Here is a 17,060-nt window from a genome sequence, read left to right on the forward strand (position 1 = left end):
ATCATGGGATCGAAAAGACGGGAAGGTTGTCGACACCGCCGCGCAGGCCGGTCAGGGCACGAGGACCGCCCGGCCCGCGACCTCCCCCGCCTCTAGCCGCGCCAGGGCGGCGGGCCCCTCGGTCAACGGGTACCGCTCCACGTCGACCGAGATCCGGCCGCGCTGCGCCAGTGCCACCGTCGCGATGAGGTCCGATCGCGTGCCCCCGTAGGTGCGCCGCAGCGACGCGCCCCACGGCCAGCCCGTGCCCAGCGACGGCGCGGCGACGATGCGCGGCGCCCCACCGAGGATGCCGACCAGGCGATACGCCCCGTTCGGCGCCACCGCCTCGACGGCGAGGTCGACCGACGACTGGCTGCCCGCGAAGTCGAGGACGGTGTCGGCGCCGCGCCCGGCGGTCAGCCCGAGGACCGCCTCGAGGGCTTCGTCGGCGAGGAGCGCGATGTCCGCCCCGTGCCGCACGGCCGCCTCGAGCCGGTCCTCGCGGACGTCTACCGCGACGATCCGCGCCGCGGTGGTGGCCCGCAGAATCTGCACGGCGACGTGCCCGAGGCCGCCGACGCCGATCACCAGGGCGGTCGCGTCCGAGCCGAGCCGGTCCTGCGCGCTGCGGATCGCGTGCATCGGGGTCATCCCGGCGTCGGCCAGCGGGGCCGCCAGCACGGGGTCGAGGTCGCCGATCGGCACGACGTGCCTCGCCGGCACCCGGACGTACTCGGCCATGCCGCCGTCCGGGCCGAGCCCGGGACAGAGCGGCTGAGCCATCCGCCCCGCCGCCTCGCAGACGTTGTCCTCACCCGCCGCACAGGCGCGGCACACCCCGCAGGACCAGCACAGGTGCACCACGACCGCGGTGCCCTCGCCGATCCCCGCCGCCGGGTCGACGCCCGAACCGAGCGCGGCGACGGTGCCCGCGATCTCGTGGCCCAGGGTCAGCGGCGTCGGGAAGGGCAGCTCCGGCATGTGGGCCGCATGGACGTCGGAGTGACAGAGCCCGGCCCCGCCGACCCGCACGAGGACGTCGCCGGGCCCGATCTCGGGTACCGGGACGTCGGTGACCTCGACGACGGTCGGTGCGACCAGCCGCACGGCCTTCACCCCGCCACCACCTTCCGGTAGGCGTCGACGACCGGAGCGAGCTCGTCCGGTGTCGCGCCGTGCATGATCACGCCGGTCGCCCCGTGGTCGAGCTGCGCCCGGACCGCACGAGCGCACTGCTCGGGCGTGCCGTACGCGGCGGGGGCGGTCCACTCCTCCGGGAGCAGCCCGGCGATGTGCTCCAGCTGCTCGGCCGTGGCGACCTGGTCGATGACCTGGTGGCCGAAACCGCTAACGACGGGGTCGGTCCGGAACCGGGCCAACACCGCCGGGTCCCACTCGTTCGCGGCGACCAGGCCCTCGCCGTACCCGGGGGCCTGCAGGTAGGTGGCCAGTCGGGCGGTCACCTTCTTCAGCAGCACCTCGGGGGCGACGTCGCCGCAGATCGTCGCGTAGACCGACCAGATCTCGATGGCGTCCGGGTCCCGCCCGGCCTGTTCGGCCGCCCGCCGGACGTCCGCGGCGCAGCGCTCGACGGCGGCGTCGGTGAAGAAGGTGTGCAGCACGACCTGGTCGAAGGCCCGACCCGCCAACGCGCACGTCTTCGGCCCCCACGCGGTAATTCCGAGCGGGATGTCCTCGTCGAAGCTCGAGTCGAGCAGCCGCAGCATGTCGTAATGACCGGCGGGGCCGTCGTGGCCGAGGATCGTCTCGCCCTTCCACAACCGGCGCATGATGCCGGCGAAGTCCTCCATCTCGGCGATGGTGGCGGGCGCGAGGCCGAGCATGCCCATCAGCGGCTTGATCCCTCGCCCGAGGCCGAGGGTGAACCGGCCGCCGGTCATCCGGTGCATCGTCGTGGCGTAGCTGCCCGTGATGACCGGGTGGCGCGTCGAGTGGTTGGTGGCCGCGGTGGCGATCTTGATGTGCTCGGACACCGCGCCCGCCGCGCCCGAGAGCACGGCGGCCTCCTTGACGTTCCACCGTTCGGAGATGAACGCGGCACCGAGGCCGATCTCCTCGGCCCGGCGCACCTCGTGCACGAGATCGCGGGGGGACTCGGCGTGCCCGGCCAGGGTGTAGAAGCCCAGCTCGGCGAGCATGGGCTGGTTCGCGGTGACCATCAACCCTCCAGCAGCGCGACCGCGCCGCAGTCCTTGATGTGCGCGGCGTGCCGTGCGGCCATCGTGGTGAACAACGCGTCGCCCTCCGGGGAGCGCTCGGTGCCGATCGACACCACGACCGAGATGACGAACCCGGCGAGCGAGTTCACGCGGTACTCGGCGAGGCACTGCTCCCACGAGTAGTCCGTGACCCCTCCGCGGACAAGCGCGTCGTGGTAGCCGCGGAGCAGCTCCTCCTCGTGCTCGCGCCGGACCTCGGTGGGCAGGCCCGCCCCGATGAAGTAGCTCGCGTCCACCGGCCCGGACGCCAGCGCCACGCTCTGCCAGTCGACGACGGCGACCGGGACCCGGCCACCGGAGGCGTCGAAGAGCAGGTTGTCCAGCCGGAAGTCGCTGTGCCACAGGCAACGGGGCTCGGTCAGCTGCTCGACCCAGCGCGCGGCGGCTCCTCCGGCCACCGACTCCGCGACCTCGATCGTCGTGTCGTCGAGCAGGCCGGCGTAGCGCTCGCGGAAGGCCACCTGCGCCTGCGGGAGCGCCGCGGACATCTGCTGCCAGACGGGCAGCGCGCTCAGCAGCCACTCCTGCTCGGCCAGCGCGGGGTCCCTCCAGGACCCGGCGTGCAGCGCGGCCGCCTGCTCCAGTGCGGCCCGGGCGTGGGCGAGGTCGCAGCCCTCGACCTGGGTCACCTCCGCGGCGGGCGTGAGATCTTCGAGCAGCAGGCAGAAGTCCTGCCCGTCGGCGGACACCGACGCGTGGTAGCACTCCGGGGTCCGGATGGGGAGCGTGCCCGCGAGGTTCGAGTAGAAGGCGACCTCGCGGCTGTAGCAGGCCAACGACGCCGCGAGCGCGCGGTTCGCCGGGTCGAGTGCCGGCAGCTTCGCGACCATCCGGGCAGGCTTGCCGACACCACCGTCCGCGTAGGTCACCTCCAGCAGGTAGGTGGTGCCGAGCTGCCCGGTCCCGATGCGCGTCGCGACGACATCGGCGACCCTAGCGTCGCCCGTGATCCGGGGCGAGTCACCGAGCACCTGGGTGAGCCAGGCCGGCGTGATGTCGGCCGCGGTGGCGATGACGGTGGTGGATGCGGACATGGTTCTCCTTCGTCGGCGGTGACGGGGAACGTCGGTCAGGCGGTGACGGCGTCCCGCACGGCGAGATGACGGCGCAGGAAGCCGAGCTGGTGGGCCACGGCCGCGGCGTGCCAGGGGCGGCCCGGGTAGATGTCGAAGTGGTCGCACGGGTAGTGCCGGACCTCGGACCGCGGGGCCCGCGCGGCCGCGGCCGCCGCCGCCGCGGGTGGGGCGCTCTGGTCGAGATCGGCGATCTGGACCAGGATCGGGCCGTCGATCCGCCGGGCTGCCCGACCGGGCCGGTACAGCGGCAGCTGCAGGAAGGCGCGGGCCGCGACCTCGTTGCGCCAGGTCTCGCCCGCGATCCCCGTGTAGGCCTCGTAAGCGCCGGGAGCGTTCAGGGCGGCGAGCTCGCCGGGCATCGCGGCAAGCGGAACCAGGACCGGCCCGCGCCCGAGCCGGGTGGACAGGACGTCCCTCAGCCCGGCCACCGTGCTGCGCAACGCCCCCGGCACGCCCTCACGCTTGACGATGGCCAGCGCGGCGGCGGCGCCGTCGGAGGCAGGGGTCATGGCGACCGTTGCCGCGATCCGCGAGTCCTCGGCGGCGAGCGCGAACACGTGGCCGCCGGAGAAGGAGACGCCCCAGAGCACGATCCGGTCCGGGTCGACGCCGTCGAGCCCTCGGGCGAACGCGACGGCGGCGCGGTAGTCGTGGAGCTGCCCCGGCACGTCCGCGACCTGACGTCGGTCGCCCCCGCTGGCGCCGAACCCGCGATAGTCGAACACCAGGGCGTCCAGGCCCGCCGCGGCCAGTTCCTCGGCGAAGCCCTCCAGGCCGGCGTCCCGGGTCGCCCCGAAGCCGTGCGCCATGACGACGCACGGGCGCCCGGCCGGGCCGGCGAACCCGTCGTCGTCCGCGGTGTAGCGCCACGCCGCGACGGGGGAGCCGTGGGAGGTGAAGGTGAGGTCGGTGCGTGTCACGAGATCGGTCCCGTCGTCGGGCCGTACAGCGCGGCGGTCCACACGGCGACGAGCGCCTCCAGGGCGTCGTCGATGAGGGTGGGACTCGCGCCGGAGCGGCTGAGTCGTTCGAAGGTGCGTTCGTTGGCCGCCAGCAGCACGGCCACGAGATCCGCGGCGGCCACCCCCGCGGGGGCCATCCCGGCCTGCCGGTGGCCCTCCACGAGCACCGCGACCGGCGCCACGAAGCGATCGATCCAGGCGTCCCACAGCTCGCGGACGGCCGGATCGGTGCCGCGCGCGTCGAGCATCGCGAGCACGAGGCCCTGGTGGTCCCGCCAGGACTCCCAGGTGTGGCGCAACGCCTGCCGCACGGCTTCGCGGGGGTCCTCCGCGGCCGCGAGCAGGTCGATCGCACCCGCGGCCATCTCGCCGAAGACGTCGGCGAGCAGCGCCGTGACCACGGCGCCCTTGCTGGCGAAGTAGAAGTAGAAGCCGGAACGGGCCACCCCGGCGGCGGAGGCGATGTCGCCGACCGAGATCTCCGCAAGCGACCGCTCACGCAGCAGCTCCTCGGTGGCACCGAGGATCAGCGCCCGGCGCTCCTCGCCCACGGAGCGGCGGCGTCGCTCCGGCAGGCGCGGGAGCGGGCTGACGTCACCCACCGCTATGCGTCCTGGAGTGCGCTCGCCCGCCCGGCGAGCCGGACCGGTCCTTCGCGGCGGACGCGGTCGAGCCCCGCCGCGAGTTCCTTCGTCCGCATGTCGTGCTCGTAGACGAAGTAGTCGACCTGCTGGGTGTGGCGCGGCCGGTCGGCGAAGTGCCCGGTGTAGCGGCGCTCCTCCTCGACGATGACCCGCTCCATCTCCGCGGGCGCTGGGGGCCGGTAGGTGCCCGCGAAGTAGGCCGCCACCAAGCGGGCCTGGCACTCCACGAACGGGAACAGCGTGGGCAGGGCTTGGGCGAATCCGACGAAGGCGAGGTCGTCGAGGTCCGGACGGAGGATCCGCTTGTAGAGCGAGAGCCGGTTGTCGGGCGCGGAGAGGAACTCCGGATCGAAGAACGGGAAGCTGATGTTGTACCCGGTGGCGTAGACGATCGCGTCGAAGTCCGCCGAGGTGCCGTCGACAAAGTGCACCGTCCGCCCGTCGAGCCGCTCGACGTTCGGCTTCACGGTGGCGTCCCCCGATCCGAGGCGCAGCAGCAGCTCGCTCGACATCGTCGGGTGGGCCTCGAGGAAGTTGTGGTTCGGCCGTGGCAGGCCGTAGTGCTCCGGCTTGCCCGATATGAGGATCGGGAGCTTGCGGACGAGTGCCCGCTGGAAGCGACCGGGGATCTGCGGGATGGTGCGGGCGAGCCGGTCTCCCGGCATCCCGAACATGTACTTGGGCACCACCCAGGCACCGGAGCGGGTGGACATCACCACGGTGTTGCGGTGCGAACGCTGCGACAGCTCGCTGACCACGTCCGCGGCCGAGTTGCCGATCCCGACGACCAGGATCCGCTTGTCGTGCAGGTCCAGCGGGTGGCTCGGGTCGACGTAGTGGTGCGAGTGGATCGACTCGCCGGTGAACTCGCCCGGGAAGTCCGGGAACCGGGGGTCCCAGTGGTGACCGTTGGCCACGACGAGCGCGTCGTAGCGGCAGAGCTCGCCGTCCTGCGTCCGCAGCTCCCACCCGCCGCCCGGCAGTCGCTCGGCGTGCTCGACACCGTTGCGGAAGTGGATCCTCTCGAGCAGGCCGAACGCCTCGGCGTAGCTGTCGAGGTAGCGCTTGATGTGGCTGTGGTGCGGGAAGTCCGGGTACGACGCCGGCATCGGGAAGTCCTTGAAGGACAACCGCTCCTTCGACGTGTCGATGTGTAGGGACCGGTAGGCGCTGGAGTGGCCGTTCGGGTTGCCGAAGGCCCAGTTGCCACCGATGCGGTCCGAGCTCTCGAAGCAGTCGTACTCGACGCCGTAGTCGCCGAGCATCTTGCCGGTGGTGAGCCCGCTGATGCCGGCGCCGATCACGGCGACGTGCGGGGTGGAATGCGTCATGAGTACTCCGTGCGACAGTGCGCGAAAGTGTGACCTGGCTGACGTGTCGAAGCGACATTAGAAGCTTGACTCGACAGGTGTCAAACCGCTCCGACAGGCGTCGAGTCGGTCCGCGACAGCGAGTCGTCCGGGAGACCGGTCCGCGTTTGACCACTCGGCGTGTTTAATCTACTTTCAATTGCGAGAGTCATGGACGACATCGAGAGGACCCACATGGACGTTCAGGGACTGCGCTGCCTGGTCACGGGCACCGCGTCGGGCATCGGGGACGCCGTCGCGCGGCAGCTCGTCGCCGCGGGCGCCACCGTGGTGAGCCTCGACCGCAACACGCCCACGGCACCGGTCGAGCAGCACGTGAAGGTGGACCTCGCCGACCCTGCGAGCATCGACGCGGCGCTGGAGCAGATCGACGGGAACTTCGATGCCCTGCTCAACGTCGCGGGCATCCCCGGCACCGCCCCGGCGGACCTCGTGTTCAAGGTGAACTTCCTCGGCATGCGCCACCTCACCGAGTCGCTGTTCGAGCGGCTGAACGAGGGCGGCTCCATCGTCGTGGTCTCCTCCACCGCGGGCTTCGGCTGGCCGCAGCGTCTCGACGTCCTCAAGGAGGTCGTGGCGACCGAGTCCTTCGCCGAGGGGGAGAAGTGGTTCGCCGAGCACCCTCAGCAGGGCAACGCCTACAACTTCTCCAAGGAGGCGGCCACGGTGTACACCCTGGCCATGGGCGGAGCCGTGCGAGAGATGAACGAGCTGCGGATCAACGCGGTGCTCCCGGGACCCGTCGAGACGCCGATCCTGGCGGACTTCGAGGAGAGCATGGGCAAGGAGACGCTCGACGGTGTGAAGGCGTTCCTCGGCAGGCACGCCACGGCCGCGGACATCGCCTCGGCCGTCGTCTTCCTCGCCTCGCGCGACTCGCGGTGGATCAACGGCACCACCCTCATCGCTGACGGTGGCATCACCGGAGCGGTGCTGGCCGGGCTGGTGCCCGCCCCCACCATCTGACGCGACCGCCCCACGACCCCGCCTCCTCGCCCGGGGGCGGGGTCCTCGCATGCGGCCACCCGATCGACGGACGATACCGCGGAACCGAATCTTCGTTAAACCCAGACGACACGGTTCACCGTCGAACGGAGCCTCATGCCCTTCCCCCGACGTGCCAGGCTGGTCGCCGGACTCGCCGCCGCAGCGGCCGCCGTCGCGGCGACTGCGCTGCTCGCGCCCGCGGCGGCCGCGGACCAGACCGACCACCCCGCCGCCTGCAGGACGGTCCGGGTGCCGGTCACGATCCTCGGCGGCGCGGGCGACGTCGCGGGTACCCTCTGCGGCCCGCTGGACGCCTCCGTGGTGCAGGTACTGGTCCACGGTTACACCTACGGCCAGTACTACTGGGACCTGCCGTACGAGCCGGATACCTACTCCTACGTGCGGCACGCGAGCGAGGCCGGACAGGCCACCCTCAACATCGACCGGATCGGCACGGGCGACTCGTCACACCCGCTCAGCGCCACGCTCACCTACGACAACCACGCCGACGCCGTCCACCAGGTGATCCAGGCCGTCCGCCGCGGTGACCTGGGAGGACACTTCGAGAAGGTCGTCCTGGTCGGGCACAGCTACGGCTCCGTGACCGCCTACCTCGAGGCCGGTCGCTACCAGGACGTCGACGGGGTGATCGCGACTGGCGGGGGCCACAAGCTCAACGCCGTCACACTCGCCACGGACGTCGCCGCCAACACCGTCCCCGTCGCGCTCGACCCGAAGTACCGCGACGCCGGGCTGGACCCCGGCTACATGACGACCCGGCCGGGCAGCCGAGGGGTTTTCTATCACCTGCCCAACGCGGACCCGGCGGTGGTCGCGCTGGACGAGGAGTTGAAGGGCACCGGCAACGACCTGGAGCTGGCGACCGCCGCCACCTTCCTCACCCGCACGGAGTCCACGGCGATCAACGTCCCGGTCCTCACCGTGAACGGTTCGGAGGACAGCATCTTCTGCTCCGCGGGAGCGTCGGACTGCTCGTCGGCCGACGCGCTGGCGACACAGGAGGCGGGCTACTTCGGCCCCGGGGCGACCTCCGAAGCGTTCGTGGTGCCCGGCGGCGGGCACGACGTCAACCTCGAGCGAACCGCGCCGCTCGCCTACGACGCCATGACGGCGTTCGTGCTGCGACACTTCGGCCGCTGAATCGCCGTCGCGAAGTCGGCCCGAGGGCCGACTTCGCGACGGTCACGGGTGCCGCATCGGGGGCGCCCCCATCCGGGCGCCCCCTCCGGTCGCACGCTCGGCGGCCGCCGCATGACCGAGGACGGTCGCAGCGACGAGGGCCGGGTCGTCGTCCATGGGCCGGTGCCCGACGCCGGGCAGCCGGCGCAGCTCGGCGGCTGGGAGCAGACTCAACAGCGGCCTGCCGTGGGCCTCGAACGGCGAGAGCCGGTCGGCGCTCCCCCAGCACACCATGACGGGGCACACGGGAAGCAGGCACGGCACGGGACCGGTGGAACGCACCGCGTCCAGAAGGACGTCGAGCCCGGTGCATCCGACGGCATCGTAAACGACGGTGGCGACGGCTTCAGCGGACAGCAGGTCGGGGCGCGCGACCCACCGGCCGAGGACGAGCCGGCGGACTCCTCCGGCTACCGGCAGGCGGGGCACCGCGGTCCACGACCGGTTCGCCCGCCGGATCCCCCGCAGCAGACGTTCGAGGTCACCCGGTTCCCGCCACGCACCCATCGGCGACAGCGCCGTGACGGACCGGGCGCGGCCGCGCCGGGCCAGCTCGAGGCCGACCCATCCGCCCAGCCCGTTCCCGACGATGTGGGCGCGACCCAGCCGCGTGGCGTCCATGGCCCGTTCGACGCCGTCGACGAGGGAGGAGAGCACTCGCCGCGGGTCCGCAGCCAGGGGTCCGCCACCGTTATGTCCTCGAAGGGTCGGAGCAAGCACCGTGTGGTGTGACTCGAGAGCGGCCAACAGCGGACGCCAAGCCCGCCAGGACGAGAGCACATCATGCAGCAGCACCATCGTGCTGCCCGCACCGCCCACGTGGGCGGCTGCGAGGTCGTTCATCCGTTCCACCTCCGGGTGTCGTCTCTGACCCCCCGACCGGTCCTGTTCAGGCGCGCGGACCGCCCGCGACGTAGAGGACCTGACCGGACACGAAACCGGCTCGCTCGTCGACGAAGAACGAGACCGCGTTGGCGATGTCCTCGGGCTCACCCGCCCGTGCGACCGGGATCGCCGCCGCGCGCTGGGCGACGTAGGCCTCCCAGTCCTGGCCGATCCGCTCGGCCGTCGCCCTCGTCATGTCGCTGGCGATGAAGCCGGGCGCGATGCAGTTCGCCGTGACGCCGAACCTGCCGAGCTCGATCGCCAGGGTCTTGGTGAAACCCTGCAGCCCGGCCTTGGCGGTCGAGTAGTTGGCCTGGCCGCGGTTGCCCAGCGCCGACGTCGACGACAGGTTCACGATCCGACCCCAGCCGGCCGCGACCATGTGCTTCTGCACGGCCTTCGTCATCAGGAACGACCCGCGGAGGTGGACGCCGAGCACCGCGTCCCAATCCGACTCGGACATCTTGAACAACAGGTTGTCCCGGGTGATGCCCGCGTTGTTGACCAGCACCGTGGGGGCGCCGAGCTCCTCCGTCACACGCGCTACCGCCGCCTCGACCGCCGCTGGGTCCGAGACGTCCGCGCCGACCGCGACGGCGGACCCCCCGACTCCGGCGACGGCGTCCACCGTGGCCTTGGCGCTCGCCTCGTCCAGGTCCAGCACCGCGACGGCCAGGCCGTCCTGCGCGAGCCGGACCGCCGTGGCCGACCCGAGCCCGCGCGCGGCCCCGGTGACGATCGCGACCCTGCTGCTCATCTCGTCCTCCTCGTCTCGTTCTCGTGGCGCACCACCACGGTGCCCACCTGCGACAATGTGCAGACCAGCCCGTTGGCGTCGAGCCGCTTGAGAGCCGACCGCACGACCGCCCGACCGACGCCGAGCTGCGCGGCGAGCACGCGCTCGGCGGGCAGCCGAGCCCCCGTCGCGGTGCAGCGGACCTGGGTCCGGAGGGCGGCGTCGGCCGCCGCGTGCGGATCAGACACCGGAGATGACCTTCCGGTCCCGCAGGCCACCGATCTCCGCACCGGTCAGGCCGAGCACGTCCGCGAGGATCCTCTCGGTGTCCGCGCCCAGGGCGGACGGCGTGCCCGCCTCCCCGTGCTCGCCCGCCCAGCGCAGCGGCGACCGTGCAGTGATCAGTAGCTCGCCGTGCGGCATAGGGACGTCCGCGAGCACCGGGTGGGCACCGGTCCGGTGCGCGGTCACGACGTCCGGCATGCCCTGGTAGCGGCCCCAGAGCACTCTCGCGGCCTCCAACTCGTCCCGGACCTGCTTGACGTCCCGCGCGGCGAACCACGGCCGGAGCACGGCCGCGATCGTCTCCCGGAGCCGGTAGCGCTCGGCCTCCTGGGTCAGGTCAGCCGCCAGGGCCGACTCCAGCGCGGTGAACACCTCCGCGGTTCCCGTCACCGCCATGAGCGCAGACCACTGCCCGGGGGTGAGCGCGACGACCATCACCCGCTCGCCGTCCGAGCAGGCGAAGTCCACGCCGAACGAGCCGTACACGTGGTTCCCGTGGCGGGGCCGCTCCCGGCCGCGGTCGACAGCCTCCGAGAGCCAGCCGAGGTTCGCGACGCCGGCGAGGGCCACGTCCGACAGCGCGATCTCGACGAACGAGCCCTCGCCCGTCCGGAAGCGGTGGTGCAGTCCGGCGAGCACCGCGGTGGACACGCTGAGTCCGGTGACCAGGTCCCAGGCGGGCAGGACGTGGTTGACCGGAGCGCCGCCGTCCTCCGACCCGGTGATCTGCGGGATTCCGACCTCGGCGTTGACGGTGTAGTCCACCGCCGGCCGTCCGTCCGGATAGCCCTGGACGCGCACGTGAACCAGGTCCGGCCTGCGCTCGGCGAGCACGGGATGGGCCATCCAGCGCCGGCCGACCACGTTGTCCACCAGGACCCCGATGGCGGCGACCAGCCCGACGACCAGCTCACGGCCCTCGTCCGACCGCAGGTCCACCGCGACCGAGCTCTTGCCCTTGTTCAGCGACGCCCAGTAATAGCTCTCGCCGTCCGGCGCAAGCGGCCAGCGCAGGTGGTCCGAGCCGCCGCCGACCGGATCGACACGGATAACGTCGGCTCCGAGCTGGGCGAGCGTCATGCCGCCGGTGGGCCCGGCGACGAAGCTCGCGCACTCGACGACACCGAGCCCGGCCAGCGGACGCTGCGCGCTCACGCGACCTTCTCGAACACCGCGGCCAGTCCCTGCCCGCCGCCGATGCACATGGTCTCGACGCCGTATCGGACGTCCCGACGCACCATCTCTCGGCTCAACGTGGCCAGGATCCGCCCGCCGGTGGCGCCCACCGGGTGGCCGAGCGAGATGCCCGAGCCGTGCACGTTGAACCGGTCGAAGTCCGACGGGGTGAAACCCCACTCGCGGGTGCACGCCAGCACCTGCGCGGCGAACGCCTCGTTCAGCTCGACCAGATCGACGTCCTTGAGCGCCAGCTCGGCGTTGTCCAGCGCGCGGGCCACGGCGGGCACGGGCCCGATTCCCATCGTCCGCGGCGGCACCCCGCCGACGCCCCACGAGACGAGGCGAACGAGCGGACGCAACCCGAGCTCGGCGGCCTTCTCCGGGCTGGTGACGACGCAGACGGCGGCACCGTCGTTCTGCCCGGACGCGTTGCCGGCCGTGACGGTGGCCTCCGGATCGTCGCGGCTCAGCACCGGGCGCAGACCCGCGAGCTTCTCGGCGGTCGAGTCCGGCCGGATGTGCTCGTCGGTGTCGACGACGACCTCGCCCTTCCGGGTCCGGACGGTCACCGGGACGATCTCCTCGGCGAACAGCCCGGACTGGCGGGCCGCCGCGGCGCGCTGATGGCTCCGTGCCGCGTACTCGTCCTGTTCCTCTCGCGCGATCGAGTACTCGCGGCGCAGGTTCTCCGCGGTCTCGAGCATCCCTCCGGGGACGGGGTAGCGGTCCCCGCCCGCGCGCATTCGGCCGGTGGACAGCGAGTCGTGCAGCATGACCCCGGGCCCGGCCTTCGCACCCCAGCGCATCGAAGTGCTGTAGAACGGCGCGTTGCTCATCGACTCCGCGCCCCCGGCGAGCACCACCTGCGACGCACCCGCCTGGACCTGCATCGCCGCATAGATCACGGCTTGCAGGCCCGAGCCGCAGCGGCGGTCGATCTGCAGGCCCGACGCGGTCACGGGCAGTCCGGCGTCGAGCGCGGCGACCCGACCGAGCGCGGGCGCGTCCATGGTGGGGTAGCAGTTCCCGAGCAGCACGTCGTCGACCGAGTCGGGCGGCAGTCCCGTCCGCTCCATGAGCGCGGCGATCACGGTCGAGGCGAGCTCGTGGGCGCGCAGGTCGCGCAGCGAGCCGCCGAACCCGCCGACGGGGGTACGCAGCGGTTCGCAGATCACGGCGTCGGGCACGGTTGGTCCTCCTCGTTCCCGGGTCCGCGGGCGGCCGGGCGGTGGTGTGGCCGCCCGCGGAGGCTCCGGACTACATGAAGCGGCGCAGCAGCTTCATCTTCTTGTCGGTGTACGGCGGGTACATCAGGGCCGGGTCCGGCTTGGCCGGCTTGGCCAGCACCGCTTTGCGGTGGCTGAGCGCCTGGAAGCCCCACTCACCGTGGTAGGCGCCCATCCCGCTGTTCCCGACGCCGCCGAAGGGGAGCTGCGGGACCAGGCAGTGCATGGCCAGGTGGTTGATCACGACTCCGCCGGAGCTGGTCTCGGCCAGGACCCGCTCCTTGATTCCTTTGGAACCGGTGAACAGGTAGAGCCCGAGGGGCTTGGGCCGCGCGGTGACGAAGGACAGTGCGGCGTCGATTGAGTCGACCGTCAGCACGGGCAGGATCGGACCGAAGATCTCCTCCGCCATGAGTGCCGAGTCGGGCGAGGGGTCGACGACGACGGTGGGCTCGATCGCCACGGCGGCCTCGTCCCGGCCTCCGCCGAGCACGACCTCGCCTCCGTGATCTGTGAGCAGACCGGACAGCCGGTCGAACTGGCGGCGGTTCACGATCCGCTGCGCGGCAGGCTCGCCCCGCTGGAACTCCTCGACGGTGCGTCGGATCGCCGCGACCAGCCGGTCCTTCACCGCCGCGTCGACGAGCACGTAGTCCGGGGCGATGCACGTCTGCCCGGAGTTCATCAGCTTCACCCACGCGATCCGCCGGGCGGCGACCTCGACGTCGGCGTCCGCGGTGATGATGACCGGGCTCTTGCCGCCGAGCTCGAGGACCACGGGCGTGAGGTGCGCGGACGCCGCCTCCATGACCCTTTTGCCGATCTCCGGTCCGCCGGTGAAGAACGCCAGGTCCACGCCCCGGGCGAGGATGGCCTGGGTGACCGACGCGTCCCCCTCCAGGACCGCGACTGCGTCAGGGTCGAGGTACTCCGGGATCAGCCGGGCAATGAGCGCCGATGTCGCAGGGGCGTGCTCCGATGGCTTGACCACGGCCGCGTTGCCCGCCGCGACGGCGGCGATGAGCGGCCCGAGAGTCAGGTAGACCGGGTAGTTCCAGGGCCCGATCACGAGCACGACGCCCAACGGCTCGTACTGGTAGAAGCCCTTGCCCGGCAGCATCGACAGCGGCAGCCGGGTGCCACGACGGCGCATCCACCGCTTCACGTGCTTGCGGGCGTAGGCCGCTTCGGCGGCGGTGGAGGCGATGTCCCCCAGCCAGGAGTAGGGCGCAGGACGCCCCAGGTCCTCGGCCAGGGCCGCCGCGATGTCGGGCTCCCGCTCGGCAAGCAGACGCTCGATTCCCGCCAGCTGGCGGATGCGCCACTCGGCGGGCCGGGTACGCCCAGAAGCGAACACGGTTCTCAGTCGCGCGACAGTGGCCGCCACCTCCGGCTGCTCCGCCGCCTCGGCGACCCGGGGTGCCACTGAGGTCATGTCGTCTCCCAACTTCCCGGCGGCCGCGTCGCCGCCTTATTAATCTAGATTAAAACAGGTGCACGGTCCAGTCCTCGACGCGACGGGACGCCCCCGACGGAGGTCGGGGGCGTCCAGGCGGGGGCGGTGCGGATCAGGCGACGGGATTGGACCCCGGCACCGCGCCGTCCAGGTCGACGATCTCCGACCACCGGTCTCCCACCTGCGCGATGGACGGCACCTCGGCGAAGGTCACGCCCTTCGTCTGGAACCAGCACACCCGGTGGACCATCCCGCCGCCCGCCACGAGCACTCCGGCGGTCTCGGTGCACTCGTCCGTCATCAGGTATCCCACAACGGGGGCGACGTGTGCCGGGTTCAGACGTTCGAAGACCTCGGCGGGCACCAGGTCCTCAGTCATCCGGGTGCCTGCCATCGGCGCGATGGCGTTGGCGATGATGCCGCTCTTGGCCCCCTCGATGGCCAGTGTGTTGATCAGCCCGATGAGCCCGCCCTTGGCGGCGCCGTAATTGGCTTGGCCGAAGTTGCCGTAAATGCCCGAGGTCGAGGTGGCCACGACGATCCGGCCGTGCTTCTGCTCGCGGAAGTGCGGCCACGCAGCATGGATCACGTTGAACCCGCCGTACAGGTGCACCTGCTGAACGGCGTCCCAGTCGTCGGCCGACATCTTGTGGAACGACTTGTCCCGCAGGATGCCGGCGTTGGACACCACGCCGTCGATGCGGCCGTAGGCGTCCAACGCGGTCTGCACCACCGCGGCGCCCCCGGCCTCCGTGGCCACGCTGTCGTGGTTCGCGACGGCCTCGCCGCCCGCAGCCGTGATCTCCTCGACGACAGCGTCGGCGGCGGCTACGCCGCCCCCACTGCCGTCCCGGGCACCCCCCAGGTCGTTGACGACGACCTTTGCGCCGCCCGCGGCCAGCAGCCGAGCGTACTCCCTGCCCAGGCCGTTGCCTGCCCCGGTGACGGCGATGACGCGACCTTCGACTCCTGCCATGACGTACGGACTCCTCTTCGTCGAGTGGATGCGGCGATCAGTTGCCGGTGAAGACGGGCCTGCGGCGTTCCAACACCGCAGCCAGACCTTCCCGGGCGTCGGCGGTGCCCGAGAGCTCGGACACGGTGCGGGCCTCCTCGGGGAGCTGCGCCTCGACCCGGTTGCCCAGACCCGACCACACGAGGCGCTTGATCGCGCCGTGGGCCCTCGGTGCGCCGGCCGCGATGGACCTGGCGACCGCGAGGGCCTCGGCGTGCAGGTCCTCGTCCGGGACGACCTTGGTGATCAACCCGATCTCCAGCGCCTCAGACGCGGAGAGGGTGGGATTGAGCAAGAGGATCTCCATGGCCTTGCGCACCCCGACCAGCTGAGGGAGCGTGGCCGAGGATCCCGCGTCCGGTGCCATGCCGACCCGGGCGGCTCCGGACATGAACTTCGCGGACTCCGCCGCGACCACGATGTCCGACGCGCACACCAGGCCCAGGCCGCCGCCGCCCGCGGCGAACCCGTGCACCGCGGTCACCACCGGCACCGGCAGGGCGAGCAGACCGGCGGCGACGTTCTGCAGCCAGGCGGTGGCCTCGCGCAGATAGTCCGGGAGCGCCTCCCCCTTGCTCGCGAACGTCTTGACGTCCCCGCCCGCGCAGAAGTTCGGGCCCTCGCCGCTGAGCACCAGTACACGCAACCCGGGTTGCCCGGTCGCGACCATGATGCCGTCGTAGAGGGCACGCAAGAACGGGACGTTCATGCCGTTGGCGGCCTCGGGCCGGTTGAGCCGCAGGTGGCCCACGCCGTCCTCGTCGAGGTCCAGCAGGACCATGCCGGTGTCGATCAGCTTCACGCGCGTTCTCTCCCCATGAACCGGCCGATCCCGACGCCGGCCTTCTCCCCACCCAGGTGGGCGAGGGTCGTCTCGACCTCAGCAGCGAGGCCGTCTGTCAGCGAGCCGCGCAACCCGGCCCGGACGAGGTGCTTGATGCGGGCCAGTGCGTCCCTGTCCTTGCCCGCGAGGTTCGCGACGACCTGGTCAAGAACGGCGTCGAACTCCGACGCGGGCGCGGCGCGATAGACCAGGCCCCACTCGGCGGCCTGCGCCCCGCTGAGCCGGTTCCCCAGCAGGATGTGCCCCAACGCCCGCGGCACGCCGACGATCCGCGGCAGCCGTTGCGAGCCGCCGCCGCCGGGGATCATCCCGAAGTTGGCGTGGTTGTCAGCGAGGACCGCGTCCTCGCGCACGACGGCGATGTCGACGGACTGGATCAGCTCGAAGCCGCCCGCCATCGCATAGCCCTCGACGGCGGCCACCACCGGCACCGGCAGCTCGGCGATGAGCTCGCAGGCCCCGATGAACGTCTCGAACAGCGGCCGGAGCGCTTCGGCGCCTTCCGCGCGGAGCCGGGACACCTCGTGGAAGTCCCCGCCCGCGCAGAAGTGTCCACCCGAACCGCGGATGACGATCACGTCCGCGCGCTCCGCCGCCTCCGCCAGCCGCTCCCGCAGAGCCGCGGCCAGATCCACGGTGATGGCGTTGCGGGCTTCCGGGCGGTTCAGCGTGACCCTCGCGACCCGGCCGTCGGCCTGGTCCTCGACCTCGAGGAGGACGGGGTCCGCCTCGACACTCACGCGTCCTCCTCGCGCCAGCGGTCCGCGGAGGGGTCCAACAGCTTGGCGAGGTTGCCCTCGGGCAGCCAGACCAGCGTCTCCAGCTCCAGCGCATCGAGGTACCGGACCTTGCCGGTCTTCAAGTCCTCCAGCCGCAGCCTGCGACTGTTGGCCTCCTCGTCGATGGTCAACGAGACCTCGGCGAACTCGTTGCCGACGATGTCGGGTCGGATGTACATCAGCTCGGGAACCTC

The 17,060-nt window shown here is 71.9% G+C and carries 18 protein-coding genes; 2 read left to right on the forward strand and 16 right to left on the reverse strand.

The genetic code is table 11. The features are described 5' to 3' along the window. Positions 1–51 precede the first annotated feature (51 nt). From PKE99_RS04670 to PKE99_RS04695, 6 genes are read right to left on the reverse strand one after another with little or no spacing between them, the layout of a single operon-like run. The gene (locus PKE99_RS04670; RefSeq protein ID WP_037043752.1) at positions 52–1,098 is read right to left on the reverse strand and encodes an NAD(P)-dependent alcohol dehydrogenase; all 1,047 of its coding nucleotides are present in this window, start codon (positions 1,096–1,098) and stop codon (positions 52–54) included. After that, positions 1,095–2,162: a TIGR03857 family LLM class F420-dependent oxidoreductase gene (locus tag PKE99_RS04675; RefSeq protein WP_231498143.1), complete on the reverse strand. Its 1,068-nt coding sequence runs from the start codon at positions 2,160–2,162 to the stop codon at positions 1,095–1,097. Before PKE99_RS04675 ends, PKE99_RS04670 begins: the two co-directional genes overlap by 4 nt. Beyond that, complete coding sequence (locus tag PKE99_RS04680) at positions 2,162–3,256, reverse strand: phosphotransferase (RefSeq protein WP_051737173.1); 1,095 nt, start codon at positions 3,254–3,256, stop codon at positions 2,162–2,164. The genes PKE99_RS04675 and PKE99_RS04680 overlap by 1 nt, the downstream gene beginning before the upstream one ends. Positions 3,257–3,291: 35 nt before the next feature. Further along, complete coding sequence (locus PKE99_RS04685) at positions 3,292–4,218, reverse strand: alpha/beta hydrolase (RefSeq protein ID WP_037044047.1); 927 nt, start codon at positions 4,216–4,218, stop codon at positions 3,292–3,294. Continuing rightward, on the reverse strand, positions 4,215–4,862 hold the full coding sequence (locus tag PKE99_RS04690; RefSeq protein ID WP_051737172.1) for a TetR/AcrR family transcriptional regulator: 648 nt from the start codon (positions 4,860–4,862) through the stop codon (positions 4,215–4,217). Before PKE99_RS04690 ends, PKE99_RS04685 begins: the two co-directional genes overlap by 4 nt. A gap of 2 nt (positions 4,863–4,864) precedes the next feature. Next, complete coding sequence (locus PKE99_RS04695; protein ID WP_037043750.1) at positions 4,865–6,235, reverse strand: flavin-containing monooxygenase; 1,371 nt, start codon at positions 6,233–6,235, stop codon at positions 4,865–4,867. Between the two features lie 213 nt (positions 6,236–6,448). On the opposite strand from PKE99_RS04695, the gene PKE99_RS04700 reads away from it, so the two are divergent. After that, positions 6,449–7,240 (forward strand): coniferyl-alcohol dehydrogenase, encoded by a 792-nt coding sequence (locus tag PKE99_RS04700; protein WP_037043749.1) that lies wholly within the window; start codon positions 6,449–6,451, stop codon positions 7,238–7,240. A 135-nt stretch (positions 7,241–7,375) separates the two neighbouring features. Beyond that, positions 7,376–8,422: an alpha/beta hydrolase gene (locus PKE99_RS04705; RefSeq protein ID WP_037043747.1), complete on the forward strand. Its 1,047-nt coding sequence runs from the start codon at positions 7,376–7,378 to the stop codon at positions 8,420–8,422. A 42-nt stretch (positions 8,423–8,464) separates the two neighbouring features. Here the strand turns inward: PKE99_RS04705 and PKE99_RS04710 are convergent, their stop codons facing one another. The 10 genes from PKE99_RS04710 to PKE99_RS04755 all read right to left on the reverse strand — a co-directional run bounded on the left by PKE99_RS04710 (position 8,465) and on the right by PKE99_RS04755 (position 17,045). Continuing rightward, complete coding sequence (locus tag PKE99_RS04710) at positions 8,465–9,304, reverse strand: alpha/beta fold hydrolase (RefSeq protein ID WP_081923989.1); 840 nt, start codon at positions 9,302–9,304, stop codon at positions 8,465–8,467. 46 nt (positions 9,305–9,350) lie between these two features. Then, positions 9,351–10,103: a 3-oxoacyl-ACP reductase FabG gene (fabG, locus tag PKE99_RS04715; RefSeq protein ID WP_037043746.1), complete on the reverse strand. Its 753-nt coding sequence runs from the start codon at positions 10,101–10,103 to the stop codon at positions 9,351–9,353. Beyond that, positions 10,100–10,330, reverse strand: coding sequence for a GntR family transcriptional regulator (locus PKE99_RS04720; RefSeq protein ID WP_037043744.1), 231 nt, complete (start codon positions 10,328–10,330; stop codon positions 10,100–10,102). Before PKE99_RS04720 ends, fabG begins: the two co-directional genes overlap by 4 nt. Next, entirely contained in the window at positions 10,323–11,522 is a 1,200-nt protein-coding gene (locus PKE99_RS04725; RefSeq protein ID WP_037043743.1) for a CoA transferase, read from the reverse strand. The genes PKE99_RS04720 and PKE99_RS04725 overlap by 8 nt, the downstream gene beginning before the upstream one ends. After that, complete coding sequence (locus tag PKE99_RS04730) at positions 11,519–12,733, reverse strand: acetyl-CoA C-acetyltransferase (protein WP_037043741.1); 1,215 nt, start codon at positions 12,731–12,733, stop codon at positions 11,519–11,521. The genes PKE99_RS04725 and PKE99_RS04730 overlap by 4 nt, the downstream gene beginning before the upstream one ends. Positions 12,734–12,803: 70 nt before the next feature. Next, positions 12,804–14,207 (reverse strand): aldehyde dehydrogenase family protein, encoded by a 1,404-nt coding sequence (locus tag PKE99_RS04735; RefSeq protein WP_051737171.1) that lies wholly within the window; start codon positions 14,205–14,207, stop codon positions 12,804–12,806. A gap of 133 nt (positions 14,208–14,340) precedes the next feature. Continuing rightward, positions 14,341–15,204 (reverse strand): SDR family NAD(P)-dependent oxidoreductase, encoded by an 864-nt coding sequence (locus PKE99_RS04740; protein WP_037043740.1) that lies wholly within the window; start codon positions 15,202–15,204, stop codon positions 14,341–14,343. A gap of 37 nt (positions 15,205–15,241) precedes the next feature. Continuing rightward, entirely contained in the window at positions 15,242–16,045 is an 804-nt protein-coding gene (locus PKE99_RS04745; protein ID WP_231498142.1) for an enoyl-CoA hydratase/isomerase family protein, read from the reverse strand. Continuing rightward, complete coding sequence (locus PKE99_RS04750) at positions 16,042–16,827, reverse strand: enoyl-CoA hydratase/isomerase family protein (protein WP_037043738.1); 786 nt, start codon at positions 16,825–16,827, stop codon at positions 16,042–16,044. Before PKE99_RS04750 ends, PKE99_RS04745 begins: the two co-directional genes overlap by 4 nt. Then, a complete protein-coding gene (locus PKE99_RS04755) occupies positions 16,824–17,045 on the reverse strand; it encodes a hypothetical protein (protein ID WP_197040555.1) in 222 nt (73 codons plus the stop codon). Before PKE99_RS04755 ends, PKE99_RS04750 begins: the two co-directional genes overlap by 4 nt. Positions 17,046–17,060: the final 15 nt, after the last annotated feature.

Origin of the sequence: Pseudonocardia halophobica (assembly GCF_027922425.1) — a bacterium.
Lineage (GTDB): Bacteria > Actinomycetota > Actinomycetes > Mycobacteriales > Pseudonocardiaceae > Pseudonocardia > Pseudonocardia halophobica.